Source organism: Pseudomonas sp. CLCA07, assembly GCF_053615335.1.
The window spans coordinates 2,155,203-2,175,769 of sequence record NZ_CM132131.1; the positions used below are offsets into that span (position 1 = coordinate 2,155,203).

General features: G+C 58.9%; 24 protein-coding genes, 4 tRNA genes and 1 pseudogene. 12 read left to right on the forward strand and 17 right to left on the reverse strand.

Going from position 1 to position 20,567, the window contains the following annotated elements:
• Genes ACWGZX_RS09875 through yacG form a run of 3 tightly spaced genes read left to right on the forward strand, consistent with a single transcriptional unit; the run spans nucleotide 1 to nucleotide 1,690 of the window.
• Entirely contained in the window at nucleotides 1-873 is an 873-nt protein-coding gene (locus ACWGZX_RS09875) for a prepilin peptidase (RefSeq protein ID WP_452628183.1), read from the forward strand.
• Nucleotides 870-1,493 carry a dephospho-CoA kinase gene (coaE, locus tag ACWGZX_RS09880; RefSeq protein ID WP_452628184.1) on the forward strand — a complete coding sequence of 208 codons (624 nt, stop codon included), beginning with the start codon at nucleotides 870-872 and terminating at the stop codon, nucleotides 1,491-1,493. Before ACWGZX_RS09875 ends, coaE begins: the two co-directional genes overlap by 4 nt.
• The gene (gene yacG, locus ACWGZX_RS09885) at nucleotides 1,490-1,690 is read left to right on the forward strand and encodes a DNA gyrase inhibitor YacG (protein ID WP_452628185.1); all 201 of its coding nucleotides are present in this window, start codon (nucleotides 1,490-1,492) and stop codon (nucleotides 1,688-1,690) included. Before coaE ends, yacG begins: the two co-directional genes overlap by 4 nt.
• 3 nt (nucleotides 1,691-1,693) lie before the next feature.
• On the opposite strand, the gene ACWGZX_RS09890 is transcribed toward yacG, so the two are convergent.
• The 3 genes from ACWGZX_RS09890 to ACWGZX_RS09900 all read right to left on the reverse strand — a co-directional run bounded on the left by ACWGZX_RS09890 (nucleotide 1,694) and on the right by ACWGZX_RS09900 (nucleotide 3,126).
• Nucleotides 1,694-1,909, reverse strand: a complete 216-nt coding sequence (locus ACWGZX_RS09890; RefSeq protein WP_452628186.1) for a hypothetical protein — start codon at nucleotides 1,907-1,909, stop codon at nucleotides 1,694-1,696.
• Nucleotides 1,910-1,972: 63 nt separating this feature from the next.
• Complete coding sequence (locus tag ACWGZX_RS09895; RefSeq protein WP_452628187.1) at nucleotides 1,973-2,662, reverse strand: energy-coupling factor ABC transporter permease; 690 nt, start codon at nucleotides 2,660-2,662, stop codon at nucleotides 1,973-1,975.
• Nucleotides 2,659-3,126 (reverse strand): FAD/FMN-containing dehydrogenase, encoded by a 468-nt coding sequence (locus ACWGZX_RS09900; RefSeq protein ID WP_452628188.1) that lies wholly within the window; start codon nucleotides 3,124-3,126, stop codon nucleotides 2,659-2,661. Before ACWGZX_RS09900 ends, ACWGZX_RS09895 begins: the two co-directional genes overlap by 4 nt.
• A 129-nt stretch (nucleotides 3,127-3,255) precedes the next feature.
• On the opposite strand from ACWGZX_RS09900, the gene ACWGZX_RS09905 reads away from it, so the two are divergent.
• The 5 genes from ACWGZX_RS09905 to ACWGZX_RS09925 all read left to right on the forward strand — a co-directional run bounded on the left by ACWGZX_RS09905 (nucleotide 3,256) and on the right by ACWGZX_RS09925 (nucleotide 6,711).
• A complete protein-coding gene (locus ACWGZX_RS09905) occupies nucleotides 3,256-3,882 on the forward strand; it encodes a DUF1780 domain-containing protein (RefSeq protein WP_007942303.1) in 627 nt (208 codons plus the stop codon).
• Nucleotides 3,879-4,406 carry an MOSC domain-containing protein gene (locus ACWGZX_RS09910; protein WP_452628189.1) on the forward strand — a complete coding sequence of 176 codons (528 nt, stop codon included), beginning with the start codon at nucleotides 3,879-3,881 and terminating at the stop codon, nucleotides 4,404-4,406. The genes ACWGZX_RS09905 and ACWGZX_RS09910 overlap by 4 nt, the downstream gene beginning before the upstream one ends.
• Before the next feature lie 50 nt (nucleotides 4,407-4,456).
• The gene (locus ACWGZX_RS09915; RefSeq protein WP_008028730.1) at nucleotides 4,457-4,630 is read left to right on the forward strand and encodes a DUF3094 domain-containing protein; all 174 of its coding nucleotides are present in this window, start codon (nucleotides 4,457-4,459) and stop codon (nucleotides 4,628-4,630) included.
• A gap of 60 nt (nucleotides 4,631-4,690) precedes the next feature.
• Nucleotides 4,691-5,989, forward strand: a complete 1,299-nt coding sequence (locus ACWGZX_RS09920) for an NAD(P)/FAD-dependent oxidoreductase (protein WP_452628190.1) — start codon at nucleotides 4,691-4,693, stop codon at nucleotides 5,987-5,989.
• A 323-nt stretch (nucleotides 5,990-6,312) separates the two neighbouring features.
• Entirely contained in the window at nucleotides 6,313-6,711 is a 399-nt protein-coding gene (locus ACWGZX_RS09925) for an HvfA family oxazolone/thioamide-modified RiPP metallophore (RefSeq protein ID WP_452628191.1), read from the forward strand.
• 100 nt (nucleotides 6,712-6,811) lie between these two features.
• On the opposite strand, the gene ACWGZX_RS09930 is transcribed toward ACWGZX_RS09925, so the two are convergent.
• The 7 genes from ACWGZX_RS09930 to rluD all read right to left on the reverse strand — a co-directional run bounded on the left by ACWGZX_RS09930 (nucleotide 6,812) and on the right by rluD (nucleotide 11,906).
• Nucleotides 6,812-6,888: transfer RNA gene (locus tag ACWGZX_RS09930), tRNA-Pro, on the reverse strand.
• Nucleotides 6,889-6,984: 96 nt separating this feature from the next.
• A tRNA-Lys gene (locus tag ACWGZX_RS09935) sits at nucleotides 6,985-7,060 on the reverse strand.
• Nucleotides 7,061-7,065: 5 nt separating this feature from the next.
• Nucleotides 7,066-7,142 (reverse strand) — tRNA-Pro (locus tag ACWGZX_RS09940).
• Between the two features lie 9 nt (nucleotides 7,143-7,151).
• Nucleotides 7,152-7,227 (reverse strand) — tRNA-Asn (locus ACWGZX_RS09945).
• A 299-nt stretch (nucleotides 7,228-7,526) separates the two neighbouring features.
• Nucleotides 7,527-10,091, reverse strand: a complete 2,565-nt coding sequence (gene clpB / locus ACWGZX_RS09950) for an ATP-dependent chaperone ClpB (RefSeq protein ID WP_452628192.1) — start codon at nucleotides 10,089-10,091, stop codon at nucleotides 7,527-7,529.
• Nucleotides 10,092-10,221: 130 nt separating this feature from the next.
• On the reverse strand, nucleotides 10,222-10,947 hold the full coding sequence (gene pgeF, locus ACWGZX_RS09955) for a peptidoglycan editing factor PgeF (protein WP_223515587.1): 726 nt from the start codon (nucleotides 10,945-10,947) through the stop codon (nucleotides 10,222-10,224).
• Entirely contained in the window at nucleotides 10,944-11,906 is a 963-nt protein-coding gene (rluD, locus tag ACWGZX_RS09960; protein ID WP_007942311.1) for a 23S rRNA pseudouridine(1911/1915/1917) synthase RluD, read from the reverse strand. The genes pgeF and rluD overlap by 4 nt, the downstream gene beginning before the upstream one ends.
• A 151-nt stretch (nucleotides 11,907-12,057) precedes the next feature.
• Between rluD and ACWGZX_RS09965 the strand changes: the two genes are divergently transcribed.
• The 4 genes from ACWGZX_RS09965 to ACWGZX_RS09980 all read left to right on the forward strand — a co-directional run bounded on the left by ACWGZX_RS09965 (nucleotide 12,058) and on the right by ACWGZX_RS09980 (nucleotide 16,358).
• A complete protein-coding gene (locus tag ACWGZX_RS09965; RefSeq protein ID WP_452628193.1) occupies nucleotides 12,058-13,080 on the forward strand; it encodes an outer membrane protein assembly factor BamD in 1,023 nt (340 codons plus the stop codon).
• Nucleotides 13,081-13,202: 122 nt separating this feature from the next.
• Nucleotides 13,203-13,436 carry a PP0621 family protein gene (locus tag ACWGZX_RS09970; protein ID WP_452628194.1) on the forward strand — a complete coding sequence of 78 codons (234 nt, stop codon included), beginning with the start codon at nucleotides 13,203-13,205 and terminating at the stop codon, nucleotides 13,434-13,436.
• Nucleotides 13,426-15,015, forward strand: coding sequence for a sensor histidine kinase (locus ACWGZX_RS09975; RefSeq protein WP_452628997.1), 1,590 nt, complete (start codon nucleotides 13,426-13,428; stop codon nucleotides 15,013-15,015). The genes ACWGZX_RS09970 and ACWGZX_RS09975 overlap by 11 nt, the downstream gene beginning before the upstream one ends.
• Before the next feature lie 2 nt (nucleotides 15,016-15,017).
• The gene (locus ACWGZX_RS09980; protein ID WP_452628195.1) at nucleotides 15,018-16,358 is read left to right on the forward strand and encodes a sigma-54-dependent transcriptional regulator; all 1,341 of its coding nucleotides are present in this window, start codon (nucleotides 15,018-15,020) and stop codon (nucleotides 16,356-16,358) included.
• A 126-nt stretch (nucleotides 16,359-16,484) separates the two neighbouring features.
• On the opposite strand, the gene thiO is transcribed toward ACWGZX_RS09980, so the two are convergent.
• The 7 genes and pseudogenes from thiO to ACWGZX_RS10015 all read right to left on the reverse strand — a co-directional run bounded on the left by thiO (nucleotide 16,485) and on the right by ACWGZX_RS10015 (nucleotide 20,556).
• Nucleotides 16,485-17,585, reverse strand: a complete 1,101-nt coding sequence (thiO, locus tag ACWGZX_RS09985) for a glycine oxidase ThiO (RefSeq protein ID WP_452628196.1) — start codon at nucleotides 17,583-17,585, stop codon at nucleotides 16,485-16,487.
• 55 nt (nucleotides 17,586-17,640) lie between these two features.
• Complete coding sequence (locus ACWGZX_RS09990) at nucleotides 17,641-18,042, reverse strand: type IV pilin protein (RefSeq protein WP_452628197.1); 402 nt, start codon at nucleotides 18,040-18,042, stop codon at nucleotides 17,641-17,643.
• A 14-nt stretch (nucleotides 18,043-18,056) separates the two neighbouring features.
• Nucleotides 18,057-18,272, reverse strand: a pseudogene (locus ACWGZX_RS09995) (hypothetical protein); the annotation flags it as partial.
• Nucleotides 18,273-18,459: 187 nt separating this feature from the next.
• Nucleotides 18,460-18,930: a pilus assembly PilX family protein gene (locus ACWGZX_RS10000; RefSeq protein ID WP_452628198.1), complete on the reverse strand. Its 471-nt coding sequence runs from the start codon at nucleotides 18,928-18,930 to the stop codon at nucleotides 18,460-18,462.
• The gene (locus ACWGZX_RS10005; protein ID WP_452628199.1) at nucleotides 18,927-19,640 is read right to left on the reverse strand and encodes a PilW family protein; all 714 of its coding nucleotides are present in this window, start codon (nucleotides 19,638-19,640) and stop codon (nucleotides 18,927-18,929) included. Before ACWGZX_RS10005 ends, ACWGZX_RS10000 begins: the two co-directional genes overlap by 4 nt.
• Entirely contained in the window at nucleotides 19,637-20,086 is a 450-nt protein-coding gene (pilV, locus tag ACWGZX_RS10010; RefSeq protein ID WP_452628200.1) for a type IV pilus modification protein PilV, read from the reverse strand. The genes ACWGZX_RS10005 and pilV overlap by 4 nt, the downstream gene beginning before the upstream one ends.
• Complete coding sequence (locus tag ACWGZX_RS10015) at nucleotides 20,083-20,556, reverse strand: GspH/FimT family pseudopilin (protein WP_452628201.1); 474 nt, start codon at nucleotides 20,554-20,556, stop codon at nucleotides 20,083-20,085. The genes pilV and ACWGZX_RS10015 overlap by 4 nt, the downstream gene beginning before the upstream one ends.
• Nucleotides 20,557-20,567 lie beyond the last annotated feature (11 nt).

Below are 20,567 nucleotides of genomic sequence, written 5' to 3' on the forward strand. Positions count from 1 at the left end.
ATGCCTTTGAATGAAATTCTAACTGTTTACCCAGCGTTCTTCGTGACCCTCGCATTAGTGGTGGGCCTGGTCGTGGGCAGCTTTCTCAATGTGGTGATCTGGCGCCTGCCGAAAATGCTCGATCGCGAATGGCGGCTGCAAGCCCATGATGTTCTGGGTGTACCACCCGAAGCGCCCGGCCCGACCTACAACTTGATGCTGCCCCACTCCCATTGCCCGCAGTGCGACCATCGAATTCGCGCATGGGAAAACATCCCGGTGCTCAGTTATCTGTTTTTACGGGGACGATGCTCGAACTGCGCCGCACCTATCGGCAAGCGCTATCCGCTGACCGAACTGGCTTGTGGTCTGCTCTCGGCGTTTATCGCCTGGCATTTCGGTTTCGGGTGGCAGGCCTGCACGGTGTTGGTCCTGACCTGGGGCTTGCTGGCGATGAGCCTGATTGACGCCGAGCACCAACTGCTGCCGGATGTGCTGGTACTGCCGCTGTTATGGCTGGGGTTGATCGTCAACAGCTTCGGGGTCTTCGTGTCATTGCATGAAGCGCTGTGGGGGGCGGTGGCCGGCTACATGGCGTTGTGGTCGGTTTTCTGGTTGTTCAAGCTGCTCACCGGAAAAGACGGTATCGGCCACGGTGATTTCAAGTTACTGGCCATGCTCGGGGCGTGGGGTGGCTGGCAAATTCTGCCGCTGACGATCCTGCTGTCATCGCTCGTGGGCGCCATTCTCGGGGTGATTTTGTTGCGTCTGCGCAACGCAAAAACCTCATCGCCAATCCCCTTCGGCCCCTATCTGGCGATTGCCGGCTGGATTGCCTTGCTCTGGGGTGGTCAAATAACCGACTCCTATTGGCAGTTTGTCGGTTTGAAATGAATACCCCTGTGGAAAAACCCTGGATTCTAGGTCTGACCGGCGGCATCGGCAGCGGCAAAAGCGCGGCCGCCCAACACTTCATCGACCTGGGCATCCACGTCGTGGACGCCGATCACGCGGCGCGCTGGGTGGTGGAACCGGGTCGCCCGGCGCTGGCCGCCATCGCCGAACACTTCGGCCCTGGTGTGCTGCAAGCCGACGGACAACTGGATCGTGCGGCCCTGCGCGCATTGATCTTTGAAGTGCCGGAGGAACGCCGGTGGCTCGAAGGCTTGTTGCATCCGTTGATCGGTGAAGAAATCGCTCACAACCTGGCCAAGGCACAATCGCCTTACGCGATTCTGGTTTCGCCGCTGCTGATCGAGTCCGGGCAGACCGCCATGACTCAACGCGTCCTGGTGATCGATGCCCCGCAACAGTTACAAATCGAACGCACCTTGCAGCGTGACCAGACCACTGAACAACAGGTCCAGGCGATCCTCAAGGTCCAGACCAGCCGCCAGGACCGCGTGAGCCATGCCGACGATGTGGTAGTCAACGACCGCGACCTCGCCTGGCTGCACAGCGAGGTCGAACGCCTGCATCACTTTTACCTTACTTTGCGTGGAGGCCAGTCATGAGCCAGACCCCAACCGTCGAATGCCCAACCTGTGGCGCTCCTGTCGAATGGAGCCCCGAGAACAAGTTCCGGCCGTTCTGTTCGGATCGTTGCAAACTGATCGACCTGGGCGCCTGGGCATCGGAAGAGCACAAGATTCCGGTCAGCCCGGACGCTGAAGACGACCTGTTCAGCGAAGACTTCGAACCGCGTCACTGAGGTTCAAGGTCGCATAAAACCGTAGTCCTGGTCGTCATCGAGGTTTTCCGCGAGAAAACGCAACTCGTCGGCCAGGTCTTCGGTACTGCGCACTGCCTTGCTTTGCTGTACCACTGCGCTGAGCAAGGCGCGCAGGCTCAAGCCCGGATCAAACCCCACCTCCTGCGCCCCATCCAGACTCTGACGCAACTCCTGCCTCGCCCACTCGTAGACACTCATACCCATGCTCCTGAAGGTTTTGTCGAGCATGTGTTCGCCAGCGAAAAGTCGATTTGATGTGGATCAAGACTTCGGATCGTCGTCTTTCCAGGGGGCCGAAAGGTAGCGCGTGCGATTGAACGTCTCCAGCCATTCAGGGCTGAACACCACTAGCGCACTGACAATCATGCCGTTGATGAACGCTTCCGGGAAAATCAGCAGCCACAGATAGCCGACAAAATCTTCCAGCCAATACGGCATGGCAAAACGTTCGTCGAACCACAGCACCCACAGAGCCAGCAGCAGGCACAACAACGCCGACAGCGCCGCCGCAAAAAAACCGGAACAAAAGATATACACAAAAAGGTTACGCGGCTGCGCCCGCTCCACCCGGATGGCGATGCACTCGGTGACCAGCACCGGCAGTAAAATCAGCAGCGCCCCGTTTACGCCAACGGCGACCAGGTCCTGACGCCCGAGCAACACCAGTCCGAACTGCGCAATCAAGCCGCCGATGATCGCCAACGGCCAATCCAGCAGCAGGGTCACGGCTGTCATGCCGATGAAGTGATAAGACACGCCGGTGTCGAAATCCCGCCGCACCAGCCACAGCATAAACAGCGCGAACACCGTGCCGAACAGCAAATGCTGGCGGCGGCTGTCTGTGAATAGCTCAACCCAGGGCGCGCGCCAGATGGCCCAGAGCAGCACAGGCACATAGATCAGCCAGCCGACCGTCAGCGTCTGCGGTGACAGCAGCTCGGCACCGATCATGGTCGGGCCTTCTCTAGCGCCTCATGTAACTGCGCGGCCGTGGCATATTCGTGTTGTGCCAACAATTGGCCGTCCTTGAGTTGCAGCCACAGTACTTTGTCCTCAGCCCCGGGGTAGCGCGGCGCCACACGCCCCTCACGGTCCAGCATTACCCGGTAGGAATAATCGCGCATGGCCGGAATGGCAAACATCTTCGCGATCAACCGTGGCATGCGCTGGATGTCCGCTAAAAATACGACGTGCCGCGCCTCCAGATAGCCTTTTGGCTGGCCTTGCAGTGCAGCCTCTACCAGTTTGGCGGCCTCCATACTTCGCGCCACCAGCAGCGTCTGAGTCTGTTTATCGAGCGTAAAGGCCTGGTCGTACTGATCGAGCAAGGTCCAGGGCGCCAGTCGCTCGCCCACTTCCAGCGCCTGGGCCCACAAGGGCAGAAAACCGAGCAGCAACACCGGCCAATATTTCACATTCACCCCCTTGTCCTATCGCTTCTGCATGATGGCCATCAGTCTACACCGCCCTTTCAGACTGCCCAGTGACGTCCATTGCCGGTAAACGCTTTCTGCTTGTCGCATTTGAACGCTAAGCTTGGGCCTATGGATGACTCAGATTATTTACGCCTGCTGACCATCGCGGCCGAGCAAGCCAACGCGTTCCTGTCCAATGCCCGCAAATGGGAGCGTGAGCGTTGGGTGTGCCAGCGCCTGCTGCAAGGCTTGAACATTCCCTACCGCGCCGACGAGTTCGCCCCGGCCGGCGAGCCGCCGGACGTATTGTTTCGGGAGGCGAATTTCGAGGTGTTCTTCGTGCTCGATGAGGGCCGGCGACTGAACGACGAATGGCGCGACGAGCTGCAACGTCGGCGCAGTGCGTTTTCCCTGAGTCAGTTAGTGCGACGCGAAGCCAAACCCAAACGCATCCCCGCCAATGAGTTTTTGTTGAGACTGGCGCCGACCTTGCGCAAAAAAGCGCACAACTACAAAGAACGTGGCATGGACCTGGGGGAACTCGACATCATCGCCTTCGCCAGCCTCAAGCGCGAAGTGCTGGACCTCAACAGCCATTTCCCACCGCCGACCGAATACCTGCGCCAGGGCTGGCGTTCGCTGTCACTGGTCGGCCCGACGTTCGCCCGGGTGCTGTTCGCGCACCCGGATGCACCGGACTTCCTGCGCAGCAATCTGGGGCGCAGCATCGTCTTCGATGTCGGAATCAGCCTGTGAGCCCATTGCAGGCATTGATCGCACAAGTCCCGCAAACCGGCCGCGTACGCTGGATCGGCGTGCGCCCCGAACCTCACGTACCGATGATCGAACTGGATAAAGTGGAAGCGCGACTCGAAGCCGGTTTGACCGGCGATCGAGCCCGCCCTGGCGTGCGTAACGCGCGGCAGGTGACGTTGATTCAGTGGGAGCATCTGGCGGTGATCAGTTCGTTGATGGGCCGCCCGGACGATCAGCCGGTATTACCTAATGATTTGCGGCGCAACCTCGTTATCAGCGGTATCAACCTGTTCAGCCTGAAGGGACGGCGCTTCCGGATCGGTCAGGCGATTTTCGAAACCACCGGCTGGTGCCAGCCTTGTGCGCGCCTTCAAAACAACCTCGGCCCCGGGACTTTTCAGGCCGTGCGCGGACATGGCGGAATCACCGCCCGAGTGATACAAAGTGGAATCATTCGCCTGGACGACACGGTGAGCGTCGAGCCTTTCCCGGACAGCGGCTATGCTCCGTTCAACGTTCGTTAACTCAGCCTGTAGCTTCTACACATTCAGCAACGTCTACTGACGAGGCCTTTATGACCAGTCGCCTGAACCCCGACGACCAAAAGCATGTCGAAGAGTACCTGCACTTGTCCCAGCACCGAGTCGAGCGCCGTCCTTTCCGGCCGTGGATGCTCCTGGTGGTGGTACTGGCAGTGACCATTGGTCTGGGCCTGTTGAGCCGATTTATCAGTTACCTGACGCTATGAGCAGCATCGCGCTCGCTCGGTTGACTGCACCGATTTCTTTTAGCCTTTCGAGATATCCCCATGACTCATCGTATTGTCATCGTTGGCGGCGGCGCCGGCGGTCTGGAGTTGGCTACCCGTCTGGGTAAGACTCTGGGCAAGCGTGGCACGGCCAGTGTGATGCTGGTCGACGCGAACCTGACCCACATCTGGAAACCGCTGTTGCACGAAGTGGCGGCCGGGTCGCTGAACTCCTCCGAAGACGAACTCAACTATGTTGCCCAGGCCAAATGGAACCACTTCGAGTTCCAGCTGGGGCGCATGAGCGGGCTCGATCGCACGCATAAAAAAATCCAGCTGGCCGCCACTTACGACGAAGCCGGTCTGGAACTGGTGCCCGCCCGCGAAGTGGGTTACGACTCGCTGGTGATTGCCGTCGGCAGCACCACCAACGATTTCGGCACCCAAGGCGCGGCGCAACACTGCCTGTTCCTCGACACGCGCAAACAGGCCGAGCGTTTCCACCAGCAACTGCTCAACCACTATCTACGCGCCCATGCCGGGCAAACCGACAAAGTCGAACAGATCAGCGTGGCCATCGTTGGTGCCGGCGCTACTGGCGTTGAACTGGCCGCCGAGCTGCACAATGCCGCGCATGAGTTGGCGGCTTACGGCCTGGACCGAATCAAACCGGAGAACATGCACATCACCCTGATCGAAGCCGGTCCTCGGGTATTGCCCGCCCTGCCAGAACGCATCGGTGGGCCTGTGCATAAAACCCTGGAGAAACTCGGGGTCAACGTCATGACCAATGCCGCGGTCAGTGAAGTCACGGCCGACAGCCTGATCACCGCCGATGGCAAAGTGATCAACGCCAGCCTGAAAGTCTGGGCCGCCGGGATTCGTGCTCCGGGTTTCCTCAAGGACATCGACGGTCTGGAAACCAACCGCATCAACCAGCTGCAAGTGCTGCCAACCCTGCAAACCACCCGCGACGAGAACATCTTCGCCTTCGGCGATTGCGCGGCCTGCCCGCAACCGGGCACTGATCGCAATGTACCGCCGCGTGCCCAGGCGGCGCACCAGCAGGCTTCGTTGCTGGCCAAATCGCTGAAGCTGCGGATCGAAGGCAAGGCGTTGCCGGAGTACAAGTACACCGACTATGGCTCGTTGATCTCACTGTCGCGTTTTTCGGCTGTGGGTAACTTGATGGGCAACCTGACCGGCAGTGTGATGCTGGAAGGTTGGCTGGCGCGGATGTTTTATGTGTCGCTGTACCGCATGCACCAGATGGCGCTGTATGGCGCGTTTCGCACGGCGATGTTGATGCTGGGCAGCAAGATCGGGCGCGGGACGGAACCGCGACTCAAGCTGCACTGACACACATCCAACTGTGGGAGCGAGCCTGCTCGCGAAGAGGCCATTACATTCAACCTCTGTGTTGACTGTTACACCGCCTTCGCGAGCAGGCTCGCTCCCACATTTTTTAGTCATCAACGTATAAATCTGTGTCTCACTGTATCTCCCCCCGCGTTTTTGCCCCTTCGATTACAAACTCCCCCCTTGCGCGACACAGTAGCGATACACCACTCCCGCTAAATGGCCACACCCGAGCAAGGCACCACGCCTGCGCAGGTTTATCGCCGCACTTACGTGGCAACCCGTTATCAAGCGGTTGTGTCGTGCAACCCAGGAGAATTGAAATGTCCCGTACTACCAAAAACACTATCGGTCTGCTTGGCGCTGTTTTGGCCGGTGGCATGATGTTGACCGGCTCCGTATTCGCTTCGCAGCCGCTGACGCAAGGCTATCTGCTGGCCTCGGCTGAACAGGTGGTGAAAACCCCTGAAGGTAAATGCGGTGAAGGCAAGTGTGGCGATGCATCGATGGCCAAAACCGACACCGATGACGACGGTAAAGTTTCCCGTGCGGAATTCCTGAAAGTCGCGCCGAAGTCCAATTTTGACAAGATCGACACCAACCATGACGGTTTTATCGACGAGCAAGAGGCTTACAACAACGTGAAAGCCAACTTCGAAGCCAACGGCAAGAAAATGCCAAAAGGTTTGTTCGGGCACCTGAAAGACCAAGACGGCGCCTAAGCCACTGAGTACCACGCCCCGCTTTCTCCACCGAGAAGCGGGGCTTTTTTTCGGCAGACAAAAAAAATCCCCGTATCTTTCGATACGAGGATTTTTAATATGGTCGGGGTAAGGGGATTCGAACTCCTGACATCCTGCTCCCAAAGCAGGCGCGCTACCGGACTGCGCTATACCCCGGTAAAAAAAAGGCGACCTTTACAAGTCGCCTTCTTCGATCAGCGCTTTTGGCCTCTGATCTTAAGATTCGATTCCAGCGTTAACTGGTTTCAAAAATGGTGGGTCGTGTGGGATTCGAACCTACGACCAATTGGTTAAAAGCCAACTGCTCTACCAACTGAGCTAACGACCCAAAAATGGTCGGGGTAAGGGGATTCGAACTCCTGACATCCTGCTCCCAAAGCAGGCGCGCTACCGGACTGCGCTATACCCCGGTTTGAAATTGGCTCCGTGACCAGGACTCGAACCTGGGACCCAATGATTAACAGTCATTTGCTCTACCGACTGAGCTATCACGGAACTACATATTTCAATTTACAACGGTGAAGCTTTTTGCGTTCTCTTCGACTCGTTCGCATCGCTGCGTTCGTGTGTCTGAGGCGCGCTATTCTACAATCTTCAGAACCTCTGTCAACCCCCTAAATTGCTTTCAAGTTAATGATTTGCAACTTATTTTGGATTCCTGCTTGGGGAGCGGAAACCCTGGCGGGTGACTTACTGCGGGGCGCACTTTACAAGCCTTTTCCTTAGAGTTCAACAGCCTGGCGAAAAAAAGGCCTCGCAATGCGAGGCCTCATCAGTTTTGTTGCCTGGATAGGTCAGACGAATACGATTTCGTCGTTCTCCACCACACCCTTGGCGGTCTCGCCGGGCATGAAACGACCCGACAGAATCAACTGAGCCAGCGGGTTCTCGATCCAGCGCTGAATCGCTCGTTTGAGCGGACGTGCGCCGTACACAGGGTCGTAACCCACCGCGATCAGCTTATCCATGGCCTCAGGACTCAGTTCCAGTTTCAGCTCACGCTCGGTCAGACGACTGCGCAGGCGTCCCAACTGGATCTCGGTAATGCCTGCGATCTGATCCCGCGCCAATGGCTCGAAGATCACCACTTCGTCGACCCGGTTGATGAACTCCGGCCGGAAGTGGGTGGAAATCGCATCCATCACCGCCGCACGCTGCGCTTCACGATCACCGACCAGTTCCTGGATCTGCACCGAACCCAGGTTAGACGTCATGACGATCACGGTATTCTTGAAATCCACCGTGCGGCCATGGCTGTCGGTCAAGCGGCCATCTTCCAGCACTTGCAGCAAGATGTTGAACACATCCGGGTGGGCCTTCTCGACCTCGTCCAGGAGGATCACCGAGTAAGGCTTGCGACGCACCGCCTCGGTCAGGTAACCGCCCTCTTCATAGCCTACGTAACCTGGTGGCGCACCGATCAGTCGGGCCACTGAATGTTTCTCCATGAACTCGGACATGTCGATCCGCACCATCGCCTCTTCGGTATCAAAGAGGAACTCGGCCAGTGCCTTGCACAGCTCGGTTTTACCGACACCGGTCGGGCCGAGGAACATGAACGAACCACTTGGGCGATTCGGGTCAGACAACCCGGCCCGCGAACGCCGCACCGCGTTGGAAACCGCGATCACCGCTTCGTCCTGACCAATCACACGCTGGTGCAACAGGCTTTCCATCTTCATCAGTTTGTCGCGCTCGCCTTCGAGCATTTTCGACACGGGGATGCCGGTCCACTTCGACACGACTTCAGCAATTTCTTCCTCAGTCACCTTGCTGCGCAGCAACTGGTTTTCGCTTTTACCGTGCTGATCGACCATTTGCAGGCTGCGCTCCAGGTCCGGGATCACCCCGTATTGCAGCTCGGCCATGCGGTTCAGGTCGCCTTTACGGCGTGCGGCTTCCAGCTCCTGACGGGACTGTTCGATTTTCTGCTGGATCTGCGCAGAACCCTGAACTTCGGCTTTTTCCGAATTCCAGATTTCTTCCAGGTCCGAGTACTCACGCTCAAGGCGTCCGATTTCTTCCTGGAGTTTTTCCAGGCGTTTTATCGCCGCTTCATCGCTTTCTTTCTTCAGCGCCTGCGATTCCACCTTCAACTGAATCAGGCGACGCTCCAGACGGTCCAGCACTTCCGGCTTAGAGTCGATCTCCATACGAATACGGCTGGCCGCTTCGTCGATCAGGTCAATGGCTTTGTCCGGCAACTGGCGATCAGTAATGTAGCGATGACTGAGCTTGGCTGCGGCGATGATGGCGCCGTCGGTGATCGCCACCTTGTGGTGAACCTCATAACGCTCTTTGAGGCCACGCAAAATCGCGATGGTGTCTTCTTCGCTCGGCTCGTCCACCAGTACTTTCTGGAAGCGCCGTTCAAGGGCTGCGTCCTTCTCTATATATTGGCGGTACTCGTTGAGCGTGGTCGCGCCGACGCAATGCAGCTCGCCACGAGCCAGGGCAGGCTTGAGCATGTTGCCCGCATCCATCGAGCCTTCGCCTTTGCCAGCGCCGACCATGGTGTGCAGTTCGTCGATGAACAGAATGATCTGCCCTTCCTGCTTCGACAGCTCGTTGAGCAGCGACTTCAGGCGCTCTTCAAACTCACCGCGATACTTGGCGCCGGCAATCAGCGCCCCCATGTCGAGGGACAGCAGGCGCTTGCCTTTCAGGCCATCCGGCACTTCGCCATTGATGATGCGCTGGGCCAGGCCCTCGGCGATGGCGGTTTTACCCACGCCAGGCTCGCCGATCAGCACCGGGTTGTTCTTGGTACGGCGTTGCAGGACCTGAATGGTCCGGCGAATTTCATCGTCACGGCCGATCACCGGATCGAGCTTGCCTTCTTCGGCACGCTTGGTCAGGTCGACGGTGTATTTATCCAGTGCCTGGCGCGACTCCTCGTGGTTGGCGTCGTTGACCGCTTCGCCGCCACGCAGGTTATTGATCGCGTTTTCCAGGGCTTTCTTGCTCACGCCCTGCCCCAGCAGCAACTTGCCGAGCTTGCTGTTTTCGTCCATGGCAGCGAGCAGCACCAACTCGCTGGAGATGAACTGGTCGCCCTTTTGCTGGGCCAGGCGATCAGCCTGATTGAGCAGGCGCGCCAGGTCCTGCGACATGTTCACGTCGCCGGTCGGGTTCTGGATTTTCGGCAGCTGGTCGAGCTCTTTGGTCAGCTCTTTACGCAGGCTGTTGACGTCGAAACCGACCTGCATCAGCAGGGGTTTGATCGAGCCGCCCTGCTGTTCAAGCATGGCCTGCATCAAGTGCGCCGGCTCGATGCCGGGATGGTCGAGGCCGACAGCCAGGGATTGGGCGTCGGATAGTGCTAACTGCAATTTGCTGGTTAAACGATCTATACGCATGGGTCACCTTCCTTTTGAGCAGGCCGGACCTATAAAACATCCTGAATGAAGAAACCTGCCAGATACCGTTATAGATGCGGTCGATTCCGGGAGTTTCAAGCGTCGTGATGTTGATGCAGATCAGCTCAGTCTAGCGTTCAAGCCAAATGAGGGAGGCAAACCGACCAGTGCGAGGGCTGCGGCGGTAAGAAAAGAAGCGCGGATCGGTCACGGTGCAGAAACCGCCGCCATAAATAGCAGTGACACCGCGAGCAGCCAGACGCAAACGCGCCAGCTCGTAGATGTCGGCCATAAATTTCCCGGCGTTTTGGCTTGGCACAAAAGCTTTGGCCGCGTCGGGTAATTGCTGCACGAAGATTTCGCGCACTTCCGGGCCGACTTCAAAGGCTTGCGGGCCAATGGCCGGACCGAGCCAGACCAGCACGTCCTCTGCCGGTACGGCCAACGCGTCGAGGGTTGCTTCCAACACCCCCGCCGCCAACCCGCGCCAACCGGCATGCGCCGCCGCAACGCGGGTGCCGGCACGGTCGCAAAACAGCGCTGGCAAACAGTCAGCCGTCATCGCCGCGCAGGCGATACCGGGCGTGGCCGTCCAGCTGGCGTCAGCGGTGGCTACCAGGCTTGGATCCGCATGGGCCACGGCGATGCCGTGAACCTGTTGCAGCCAGGCTGGTTGAATAGAGAAATGATCGGTGAGGCGACGGCGGTTCTCGGCCACAGCGTCGGGGCTGTCGTCGACATGATCGCCGAGGTTGAGGCTGTCGAACGGCGTCAGGCTGACGCCGCCCGCACGGGTGGTTACACAGGCTTTCACCCCGGCAGGCGCAGGCCAGTCGGGAATCAGCCAGTCACTCATCCGATGAACGCCTCACGGTCTTGCTTGAGCAGGGTCAGCAACCAGACGAAATCGTCCGGCAACGGTGATTCCCAGCTCATGCGTTTACCGGTAGTCGGGTGATCCAGCTCCAGGAACCGCGCATGCAGGGCCTGACGCGGGAACGCCTTCAACGATTCGACCATGGTCACACTGGCTGCCGGAGGAATACGGAAGCGACCGCCGTAGGCAGGGTCTCCGACCAACGGGTAGTTGATGTGAGCCATATGCACACGAATCTGGTGGGTACGACCGGTTTCCAGCTTCACCCGCACATGAGTGTGGGAGCGGAAACGCTCGAGCACGCGGTAGTGGCTGACGGCTTGCTTGCCACCTTCCATCACCGCCATGCGCTGGCGTTGCTGGCCGTGACGACCGATGGGCGCGTTGATCTTGCCACCCGCCGTCACCACACCGATCACGATGCACTCGTATATCCGGCTTACGCTGCGGCTCTGCAATTGAGTGACAAGCTGTGTCTGCGCCTGAATGGTCTTGGCCACCACCATCAGACCGGTGGTGTCCTTGTCCAGGCGATGCACGATACCGGCGCGGGGCACATTAATAATGTCCGGCACGTGGTGCAGCAAGGCGTTGAGCAAGGTGCCATCAGCGTGACCGGCAGCCGGATGCACCACCAGACCCGCAGGTTTGTTGATCACCAGGATGTCGTCATCTTCATAGACGATGTCCAGCTCGATGTCTTGAGCGATCCATTCGCCCTGAGCTTCCTGCTCGGCAGTCAGTTCAAGAATGGCGCCACCGTGAACGATGTCTCGCGGGCGGATAACCGCCCCATCCACAGTCAGGCGGCCGTCTTTGATCCAGGCGGAAAGGCGCGAGCGCGAGTGCTCAGCGAATAATTGTGCGGCGACTTGATCGAGGCGTTGGCCGCCCAATTCGGACGGCACCTCTGCGCGGAGTTCAATTTTATCGGACATGCTCAGACTAGGCGTCGGCACAGCTTTTGGTTTCAGCTGCGCGCTTGTGGTTAAATACGGCGTCTTTTGCCCCGAGGCTATACAACGGGGCACTCATCATAACAGGACGGCCCCGCCCAAGACAGCGGCCGTCATAGGGACGCAAGCCGCCATGCAAGTGAAACACCTGCTGCTGATCGCCATCCTCGCATTGACCGCTGCTTGCTCATCGAAGGAAGTCGTAGACGAAAACCTTAGCGAAGTCGAGCTGTACCAGCAGGCTCAACAAGATTTGGACAAGAGTAGCTACACCAGCGCCATTGCCAAGCTGAAGGCTCTGGAATCGCGTTATCCGTTCGGTCGCTACGCTGATCAGGCTCAGCTCGAGCTCATCTACGCGAACTACAAAAACACCGAGCCAGAAGCTGCCAAGTCGGCCGCCGAGCGTTTCATTCGCCTGCACCCGCAGCACCCGAATGTGGATTACGCCTACTATATGAAAGGTCTGACGTCCTTTGATCAGGACGTCGGCCTGCTGGCGCGCTTTCTGCCGCTGGACATGACCAAGCGTGATCCGGGTGCCGCTCGCGACTCCTTCAACGAATTCGCCCAACTGACCAGCCGCTTCCCGAACAGCCGCTACTCGCCGGACGCCAAGCAGCGCATGATTTACCTGCGCAACTTGCTGGCCGCCTACGAGATTCACGTTGGCCACTATTACCTGACCCGTCAGGCCTATGTCGCCGCCGCAAACCGTGGTCGCTACGTGGTGGAAAACTTCCAGGATACCCCGTCCGTCGGTGACGGCCTGGCGATCATGACTGAAGCCTACCAGCGTATGCATCTGGACGAGCTGGCAGCCACCAGCCTCGAAACCCTGAAGCTCAACTACCCGAACAACCCAAGCCTGGAAGACGGTCAGTTCAAGCCTTCGGTCGCCGAAGCTGACAACCGTTCGTGGTTGAGCAAGGCCACGCTGGGCCTGATCGAGTCCCGTCCACCGCTGCCGCCAGGCGAAACCCGCGCCAACCAGGACGTGCAGAGACAGTTCCAGGATGCCAAGGAAGCGATTCCGAGCGAACTGAAGCCTAAAGATGGAAGTGGCGACGCAGTCGAAGAAGAGCAACACGAGTCCGAAGGCAACAACAGCGACCGCTCGTGGTTCAGCTACATGACCTTTGGCGTGTTCGACTGACACCTCAGGTTGTACAAAAAGGAGCCTTGCGAGGCTCCTTTTTTGTGGGCGTGATGATTACGCTGTGCGCTTGGCATCACCTTGGCTAAACTGCTGAATCACTCGTCATAAAGCTGCTCACCATGCTCCGTTTACTGTTCTGGATCGCCCTGATTGCCGCTGCGGTATGGCTCTGGCGCAAGTTCAAGGGCTCGGCTTCCGCCCCCCGGTCCTCCGCCGAGCTGGAGGCTGCTCCGATGGTCCGCTGCGCCCATTGCGGCGTACACCTGCCCCGCGACCGCGCGCTGAGCCTTCAACAACAGTGGTATTGCAGCCAGGCTCACCTTGAGCAAGGCCCGGGCCCTGGTGGTCGCTGAGACGTCCAGTCCCGGCGACAAACAGGCCCAGCGACTGCTGCGCCTTTATCACCTCTACCGCTTAAGCGTCGGCATCACTCTGGTGTTGTTGATGACCAGCAACCTCGACAACGGGTTGCTGGCGTTCGCCAATGACGACCTGCTGCGCAGTGGCAGCTGGTTGTACCTGGTGCTGAATATTCTGCTGGTGGTGTTTCTGGAAAACACCCGACGGCCGGCGCAGTTGTTCAGCCTCGCGCTGGTCGACGTCTTGCTGCTCTGCGGTTTGTTTTACGCCGCTGGCGGAGTGGCCAGTGGCATCGGCAATCTATTGATCGTGTCGGTGGCCATCGGCAATACCCTGCTGCGTGGACGTACCGGCCTGTCAATCGCCGCAGTCGGCGCACTGGGCATCGTCGGTTTGAGTTTCCTCCTGAGCTACAGTCACCCGGCCAGTCCCAGCGATTACCTGCAAGTCGGCACGCTCGGCGCGCTGTGTTTTGCCGCGGCATTGCTGGTGCAAGGCCTGACAAGACGCGTGGAAGTCAGCGAACACCTCGCCGAACAGCGGGCCAGCGAAGTGGTGGGGCTCGAAGCACTCAATGCCCTGATCCTGCAACGCATGCGCACGGGCATTCTGGTGCTCGACGAGCAGCGGCGGGTGCTACTGGCCAATCACAGCGCATTGACTTTCCTGGGGCACAAAGCCCTCGACGGACAGCTGATCGATGATTTTTCGCCAATGCTGGCCGAACGTCTTCAGCTGTGGCTAAACAATCCGACCCTGCGCCCGCAAAGCCTGAAAATCGCTGGCAACGGACTGGAACTGCAACCCAGTTTCATTGCCCTGAACCAAAGCCCCAACCACCAGACCCTGGTTTTTCTCGAAGACCTCGCTCAGGTCGCACAACAAGCACAGCAACTAAAACTCGCCGCCCTCGGTCGACTGACGGCGGGTATTGCCCATGAAATCCGCAATCCACTGGGCGCCATCAGTCATGCCGCACAATTGCTGCGCGAATCCGAGGAACTCAAGGGGGCAGATCGGCGTCTGACCCAGATTATTCAAGACCACTCTCAGCGAATGAATCGGGTTATCGAAAACGTCCTGCAACTGTCCCGCCGCCAGCAAACCGTACCGCAACGGCTCGATCTGAAGCCGTGGCTGGAAAGGTTCGTCGCCGAAGCCCGTGAGGGCGCGACCGAGGGTCAGCACATTCACTTGCGTATAGGCTCAGGTGACTTCAACACCTTGATGGACCCGATCCAGCTCACCCAGGTGCTGGACAATTTACTACGCAATGCCTGGCGCCATAGCGCCCTGAATCACGACGCGGCTCAAGTCTGGCTCGAATTGTTTGTCGATGCCGACAGCCAATTGCCGATGCTCGAAGTGGTGGACAACGGCCCCGGCGTGGCGCCGGACCAGCAGGTGCATTTGTTCGAACCGTTTTTTACCACCAGTAGCCAAGGCACGGGCCTGGGGCTTTATCTGTCCCGTGAGCTGTGCGAAAGCAATCAGGCCCGCCTAGACTTCAAACCACGCCAAGGCGGCGGCTGCTTTCGCATTACTTTTGCCCACGGACGGAAACAAAGTTGAACATGAGCCCACGGCCCAAAGTCCTGATCGTCGACGACGAACCGGATATCCGCGAACTCCTCGAAATCACCTTGGGACGGATGAAACTCGATACCTTCAGTGTCCGCAACCTGGGCGATGCCCAAGCCTTGTTGGCCCGGGAATCCTTCGATCTGTGCCTGACCGACATGCGCCTGCCCGACGGCACCGGCCTTGAGCTGGTGCAGCACATCCAGCAGCGTTACGCGCAAGTGCCGGTGGCGATGATCACCGCCTACGGCAGTCTCGAAACAGCGATCAACGCACTCAAGGCCGGCGCCTTCGACTTCCTGACCAAACCGGTCGACCTCACTCGGCTGAGAGAACTGATCACCAGTGCCCTGCGCTTGCCTGCACCGGGCGAGGCCAGTACCGCCATTGATCGCCGGCTTCTGGGCAACTCCCTGCCCATGCGCAGCCTGCGCAAACACATCGACAAACTCGCGCGCAGCCAGGCGCCGGTCTACATCAGCGGCGAGTCCGGCAGTGGCAAAGAATTGGTCGCCAGACTGATCCATGAGCAAGGACCGCGAGCCCATCAACCCTTCGTCCCGGTCAACTGTGGGGCGATTCCGTCAGAGCTGATGGAAAGCGAATTCTTCGGGCATCGCAAAGGCAGTTTCAGTGGCGCCATCGAAGACAAACCCGGACTGTTCCAGGCCGCCCATGGCGGCACGCTGTTCCTCGATGAAGTCGCGGATTTGCCTTTGGCCATGCAGGTCAAACTGCTGCGCGCGATTCAGGAAAAAACGGTTCGCCGGGTCGGCGAACAACAGGAAACGGTGGTCGATGTGCGCATCCTTTGCGCCACCCACAAAGACCTCGATGCCGAAGTCACTGCTGAACGATTTCGCCAGGATTTGTACTACCGCCTCAACGTGATCGAACTGCGGGTTCCCTCATTGCGCGAACGCCGTGACGACATCGAACCACTGGCCAGCCATGTGCTCAAGCGCTTGGCGGCCGGCAGCGGCCAACCCGCCGCAACGCTCCACCCACTCGCCCTGGACGCACTGAAAAATTACCGTTTTCCGGGCAATGTTCGAGAGCTGGAGAACGTGCTCGAACGAGCTCACACCTTGTGTGAAAACAAACAGATTGAAGCCAGTGATTTACGACTGGCCGAGGGTAACTGCACTGTTGAAGGCGCGGTGCCGGACCTGACGCAGATCGATAATCTTGAACACTATCTGGAAAACGTCGAACGCAAACTCCTTCTCCAGGCGCTGGAGGAAACCCGCTGGAACCGCACGGCGGCGGCTCAGCGGTTGAGTCTGTCATTTCGGTCGATGCGTTACAGGCTGAAGAAGTTAGGGTTGGATTGAGGGCCCCTTCGTCGGAACGCCGCCCGGAGCCGGCTCGCTCCCACAGGGAATTTGCGTCGTTTACAGATCAACTGTGGGAGCGAGCCTGCTCGCGAAGCGATTTTCCAGGCGCCAAAACTTCTGCGGCTAGATCCGCCCGATCGGAGCATACGGCTTGGGATCAATAATCGGCTCGCGGCCGAGCATCACATCGGCAAACAACTGACACGATGCCGGCGCCAGCACCAGCCCATTGCGGTAATGCCCGCAATTGAGCCAAAGGCCTTCAAACCCTGGCACCTGACCGATGTAAGGAATGCCTTCAGGCGACCCAGGTCGCAACCCGGCCCAATGCCCGACCACTTCGGCATCCGCCAACGCGGGAATCAACTCCACCGCCGATGCCTTCAGGCTTTCCAAAGCCGAATCGGTCGGCGTCTTGTCGTAGCCTTCATGTTCCAGCGTACTGCCGATCAGAATGTGCCCGTCGCGCCGGGGAATCGCATAACGCCCCTTGGCCAGTACCATGCTCGGCAAAAAATCCGCCGCGCACTTGTACAGAATCATTTGCCCTTTTACCGGTTCGACCGGCAGTTCCAGACCCAGGCTCTTCAGTAAATCCCCACTCCAGGCGCCGGCGGTCAGCACCACTTGATCACCAGCAATGGCACCCGTCGCAGTCTGCACACCGACGATTTGATCACCCTCACGAATGAACCCGCTGACTTCGCACTGCTCGTGGATCGTCACATTCGGCAGCGCCAGCAACGCAGCCTTCAGCGACTTCACCAGCCGTGGATTGCGCACATTGGCCACATCGGCCATGTACACCGCCCGCGAAAAACCTGCGCCCAGCACCGGCACTGCATCGTGTACCGCAGAGATATCCACAGCACGCAGCGGACGATTCTCGCGCTTGGCCCAAGCCAGCGCCTCAGCCTCGTCATCCAGATCCAACCAGTACAGACCGGTAGTGTGAACCTCAGGGTCAACCCCGGTCGCAGCGAACAATCGCTCACCGAGCTGTGGATAAAAATCCTGGGACCAATGCGCCAACGCGGTGACTGCCGGGTTGTAGCGCCACGGGTACAACGGCGAAACAATCCCGCCACCGGCCCATGACGACTCCTGCCCGACGTTCGAACGATCCAGCAGCACAACGCTGTGCACTTCGGACGCGAGATTGAACGCCGTCAGCAGCCCAATCACGCCGCCGCCGACAATCACCACTTGCTGTTGCCTGGTCATGTTCAGATCCAACCGTTAAATAGACAGAGGGCGCAAATGACGCCCAAAACGAAACTCAGCCACCCCAGCAATCCTTGGCGGTCAACCCGTCTGTTGCATTGACCATGCTTCTGACACCGGTATTGGTGAGGGTGAAATCCCCGCACTTGTCGGTGGCCATGCTCGACCCGGACTTGCGCACCGCGGTCAGCAGGAAGGTCTGGTCAGTGAGGGTCGGGGTGATGGTGTAATAGTCATTGCCGGCGCTCAGGCCGGTGGCATTGGTGTAGACATTGTTCTGGGAGTAGAAACGTTCAAGGATCTGCGCCTGCTCCGACAACACCCCGGCGATTTCGCCGCGCCGGCCCTTATTCAGGTATTCGGTGAAGCTCGGGGCGGCAATGGTGATGACGATCCCAATGATCGCAATCACGATCATGATTTCGATCAGGGTAAAACCTCGGTTGGATCTACGCATGCCTCAACTCTCACTTACTGTATTTGTCGCCACATGATGCGACGGCTGCCGCCGCCGGATTTTTCCACCACTGGGGTGATCACGTCTACGGAATCATTTCCGGTGATGTCATTGGCGATGCCATCGGAGGCTGGATTATCGCCGATATAGATCACCCCACTGGAAATTGCGTCGGGATTATCGACCACGCCATCGCCATTGCCGTCGAGCATCTTAACGCTGAACGCTTCGGGCAGCTTCAGGCAGATTGCCATCAACCCCTGTCTGTCGCGATAGAAACCGTACCAATTGCCAGCGGCCAGACATCGACGTTTACTCGGGGTGGGCGGGTCCGGCGACGTAAAACAATAGGCCGGCATCGACAGGCACAGCAGCAACCCAACGCCATACCACCGCAGTCGCCATGCAATGTGGCGCTTAGTATTTTGCATAAATACTCTCCACGACGCTGCGCGAGTTGCCCGCGATGCCGACGGCGGTCACCCGGTAAAGCGTCGCCGAGGTATTGCTCGGCACATTGACAGCGGTGAGCGTGGTGCCAATGTTCTGTACCCCGTAAAAGCCGCTGCCGGAAGCGATCCACGTCACGCCAGAACTGGCGTTGCGGCCGGCGGCAGTGAGGGTCGTGGCCTCGGCCGGCGGTGCGCACTGGCTGCAAACCGGCAATGAATAGGTGTCGAGTTGCACTGCGCTTTCACCCACGCGCAACGCGGCTTCGGCGCCCTGGAACGATTGGTTGCGCAAGCTCACGCTGCCGGCCATTTTTTCCTGCAGGGTGGCGTTCTGCATCGAAGACAGGCCGATCAACGTCAGCAACAGTAGAAACACCAGGCTGACCAGCAGCGCCATCCCGCGTTGAGCGTGAGACGTCATGGCGGCCGCCCTCATGGCAAGCGGTTGCGCAAGGCGGCAACCACGCTGAAGGTTTGGTTGTGTACCCGGTTGTTCGGGTCCGCGAGGGTCAGACTCAGCCGTACGCTGCGAATGCGTGCCGGGTTTGACGGGTTGCTGCTGTAACTGGAGGCGGCCACATCGGTAGCCGAACTGGCGAGGCCGAAGCTTACGTTGAAAGCCTCCACGTGGTTCACCAGCACGTACTGGGTGGGCGTGCCGACGCCGGCCCCCATCAGTATCTGGTTATTTTTGAAGCTGTAGATCAATCGCCGTATCGGGAACGCCAGAAACCCTGTCGCGGGTTTGCGCAGGCCGGTGTATGCCGTCGCCGAGTTTCGGCAGTCAGAAATGACCGTCCAGGCTGGCACTCCGCCCGCGCCGCCGACATCCGCCGTCACCAGGGTCAGCTTGCGGTTGGCGTTGTCCCAACTGATGGGCGTTATCTGACTGGCGTTGAAATCACCCGCATCACTTGAGTCAGTAATGGTCCCCAGACAGCCAAACATGCCGACCATACGGATTTCCTGAATCATCTTGCTCAACACAAATCGCGCGTCTTCCTGCATGCCGGCGGAGACGTTCTGGCTGACGTAGGTATTTTTAGCCGCGATGAAAATCTGCACCACGCCCAGAACCACGATCAGACTCAACGCCAGCGCAATCAGCAACTCGATCAAACCGAACCCTCGGCTGGAGCGGCTCATGGCGTAGACACCGGGTCGACCGTGGCGCGACTGGTCAGGACGAAACTGCGGCGCGAGTTGGCGGTATTGGCGGCGCGCGAGTCATCCCAGGTAATGGTGATGGTGTAGACCCGCTGGTTCAACACCACACTGCCGGTGGCCGTCGCGCCGCCGAAATTGACGATATTGGTGGTGAAATCGTAGAGATCCTGATCGCGGGCGACACTCTGGTTGCCCGAGGTCGGTGGCGTGACGGTGTAATCAGCGCCGGAGTTGGCGCGGATGCGGTCCATCATGTCGTAGGCGATAAAACTGGCCTGGCTGGTCATCCGTGAACTGTCGGTGTACTTCAGCGCATTGAGCTGAATCGCCGCCGCTCCCAATAGCCCCACCGTCAGTATCAACAACGCAACCAAGACTTCGATCAGCGTCATGCCCTCCTGTGCACGCTTGCTCCATCCCCTCATCCGCAACTTCCACCCAATAGAATTCGTCCGTTCAAACACACATTCAGCGTCCTGCTTTGCGTCCCCCGTACATAGTTGATGACAACGGTGGTAGACGGTGCCGACAAACCGCCCAGGTTATTGAAGTCCAGCGCGGTCACTCCTGAGGTTAGCGTCAGGGTGGCGCCGCTGCTCGTGGCTGGAACAACCCGCAATACATTGGCCGGTGTGCCAGTACCGTCATAGACCGTCAATTCACCGGTCCAAACGCTGCCACCGGCTGTCGGGCGGACCCGAGTGGTGATGCCACGGTTGATGGCCTCCAGTCGGGCGAAGTTGAGTCCACGCTGCAAGTCGCCGATTTCTGTATCGGCCCTGGTGGTTTGCACCGAACGGGTAAACGCCGGCACCGCCAGGGTGATCAAGATCAGAAACACCGCGAGCGCAATCAGCAGCTCGATCAGCGTGAAACCTTTTGTACGATGATCCATCGGTGCCCTCA

Excerpts from the sequence above, each read along its gene's own strand:
- ACWGZX_RS09875 (WP_452628183.1), top strand. The coding sequence starts at position 1 with ATGCCTTTGAATGAAATTCTAACTGTTTACCCAGCGTTCTTCGTGACC.
- coaE (WP_452628184.1), top strand. The coding sequence starts at position 870 with ATGAATACCCCTGTGGAAAAACCCTGGATTCTAGGTCTGACCGGCGGC.
- yacG (WP_452628185.1), top strand. The coding sequence starts at position 1,490 with ATGAGCCAGACCCCAACCGTCGAATGCCCAACCTGTGGCGCTCCTGTC.
- ACWGZX_RS09890 (WP_452628186.1), bottom strand. The coding sequence starts at position 1,909 with ATGAGTGTCTACGAGTGGGCGAGGCAGGAGTTGCGTCAGAGTCTGGAT.
- ACWGZX_RS09895 (WP_452628187.1), bottom strand. The coding sequence starts at position 2,662 with ATGATCGGTGCCGAGCTGCTGTCACCGCAGACGCTGACGGTCGGCTGG.
- ACWGZX_RS09905 (WP_007942303.1), top strand. The coding sequence starts at position 3,256 with ATGGATGACTCAGATTATTTACGCCTGCTGACCATCGCGGCCGAGCAA.
- ACWGZX_RS09915 (WP_008028730.1), top strand. The coding sequence starts at position 4,457 with ATGACCAGTCGCCTGAACCCCGACGACCAAAAGCATGTCGAAGAGTAC.
- ACWGZX_RS09920 (WP_452628190.1), top strand. The coding sequence starts at position 4,691 with ATGACTCATCGTATTGTCATCGTTGGCGGCGGCGCCGGCGGTCTGGAG.
- ACWGZX_RS09925 (WP_452628191.1), top strand. The coding sequence starts at position 6,313 with ATGTCCCGTACTACCAAAAACACTATCGGTCTGCTTGGCGCTGTTTTG.
- clpB (WP_452628192.1), bottom strand. The coding sequence starts at position 10,091 with ATGCGTATAGATCGTTTAACCAGCAAATTGCAGTTAGCACTATCCGAC.
- pgeF (WP_223515587.1), bottom strand. The coding sequence starts at position 10,947 with ATGAGTGACTGGCTGATTCCCGACTGGCCTGCGCCTGCCGGGGTGAAA.
- rluD (WP_007942311.1), bottom strand. The coding sequence starts at position 11,906 with ATGTCCGATAAAATTGAACTCCGCGCAGAGGTGCCGTCCGAATTGGGC.
- ACWGZX_RS09965 (WP_452628193.1), top strand. The coding sequence starts at position 12,058 with ATGCAAGTGAAACACCTGCTGCTGATCGCCATCCTCGCATTGACCGCT.
- ACWGZX_RS09970 (WP_452628194.1), top strand. The coding sequence starts at position 13,203 with ATGCTCCGTTTACTGTTCTGGATCGCCCTGATTGCCGCTGCGGTATGG.
- ACWGZX_RS09980 (WP_452628195.1), top strand. The coding sequence starts at position 15,018 with ATGAGCCCACGGCCCAAAGTCCTGATCGTCGACGACGAACCGGATATC.
- thiO (WP_452628196.1), bottom strand. The coding sequence starts at position 17,585 with ATGACCAGGCAACAGCAAGTGGTGATTGTCGGCGGCGGCGTGATTGGG.
- ACWGZX_RS09990 (WP_452628197.1), bottom strand. The coding sequence starts at position 18,042 with ATGCGTAGATCCAACCGAGGTTTTACCCTGATCGAAATCATGATCGTG.
- ACWGZX_RS10000 (WP_452628198.1), bottom strand. The coding sequence starts at position 18,930 with ATGAGGGCGGCCGCCATGACGTCTCACGCTCAACGCGGGATGGCGCTG.
- ACWGZX_RS10005 (WP_452628199.1), bottom strand. The coding sequence starts at position 19,640 with ATGAGCCGCTCCAGCCGAGGGTTCGGTTTGATCGAGTTGCTGATTGCG.
- pilV (WP_452628200.1), bottom strand. The coding sequence starts at position 20,086 with ATGAGGGGATGGAGCAAGCGTGCACAGGAGGGCATGACGCTGATCGAA.
- ACWGZX_RS10015 (WP_452628201.1), bottom strand. The coding sequence starts at position 20,556 with ATGGATCATCGTACAAAAGGTTTCACGCTGATCGAGCTGCTGATTGCG.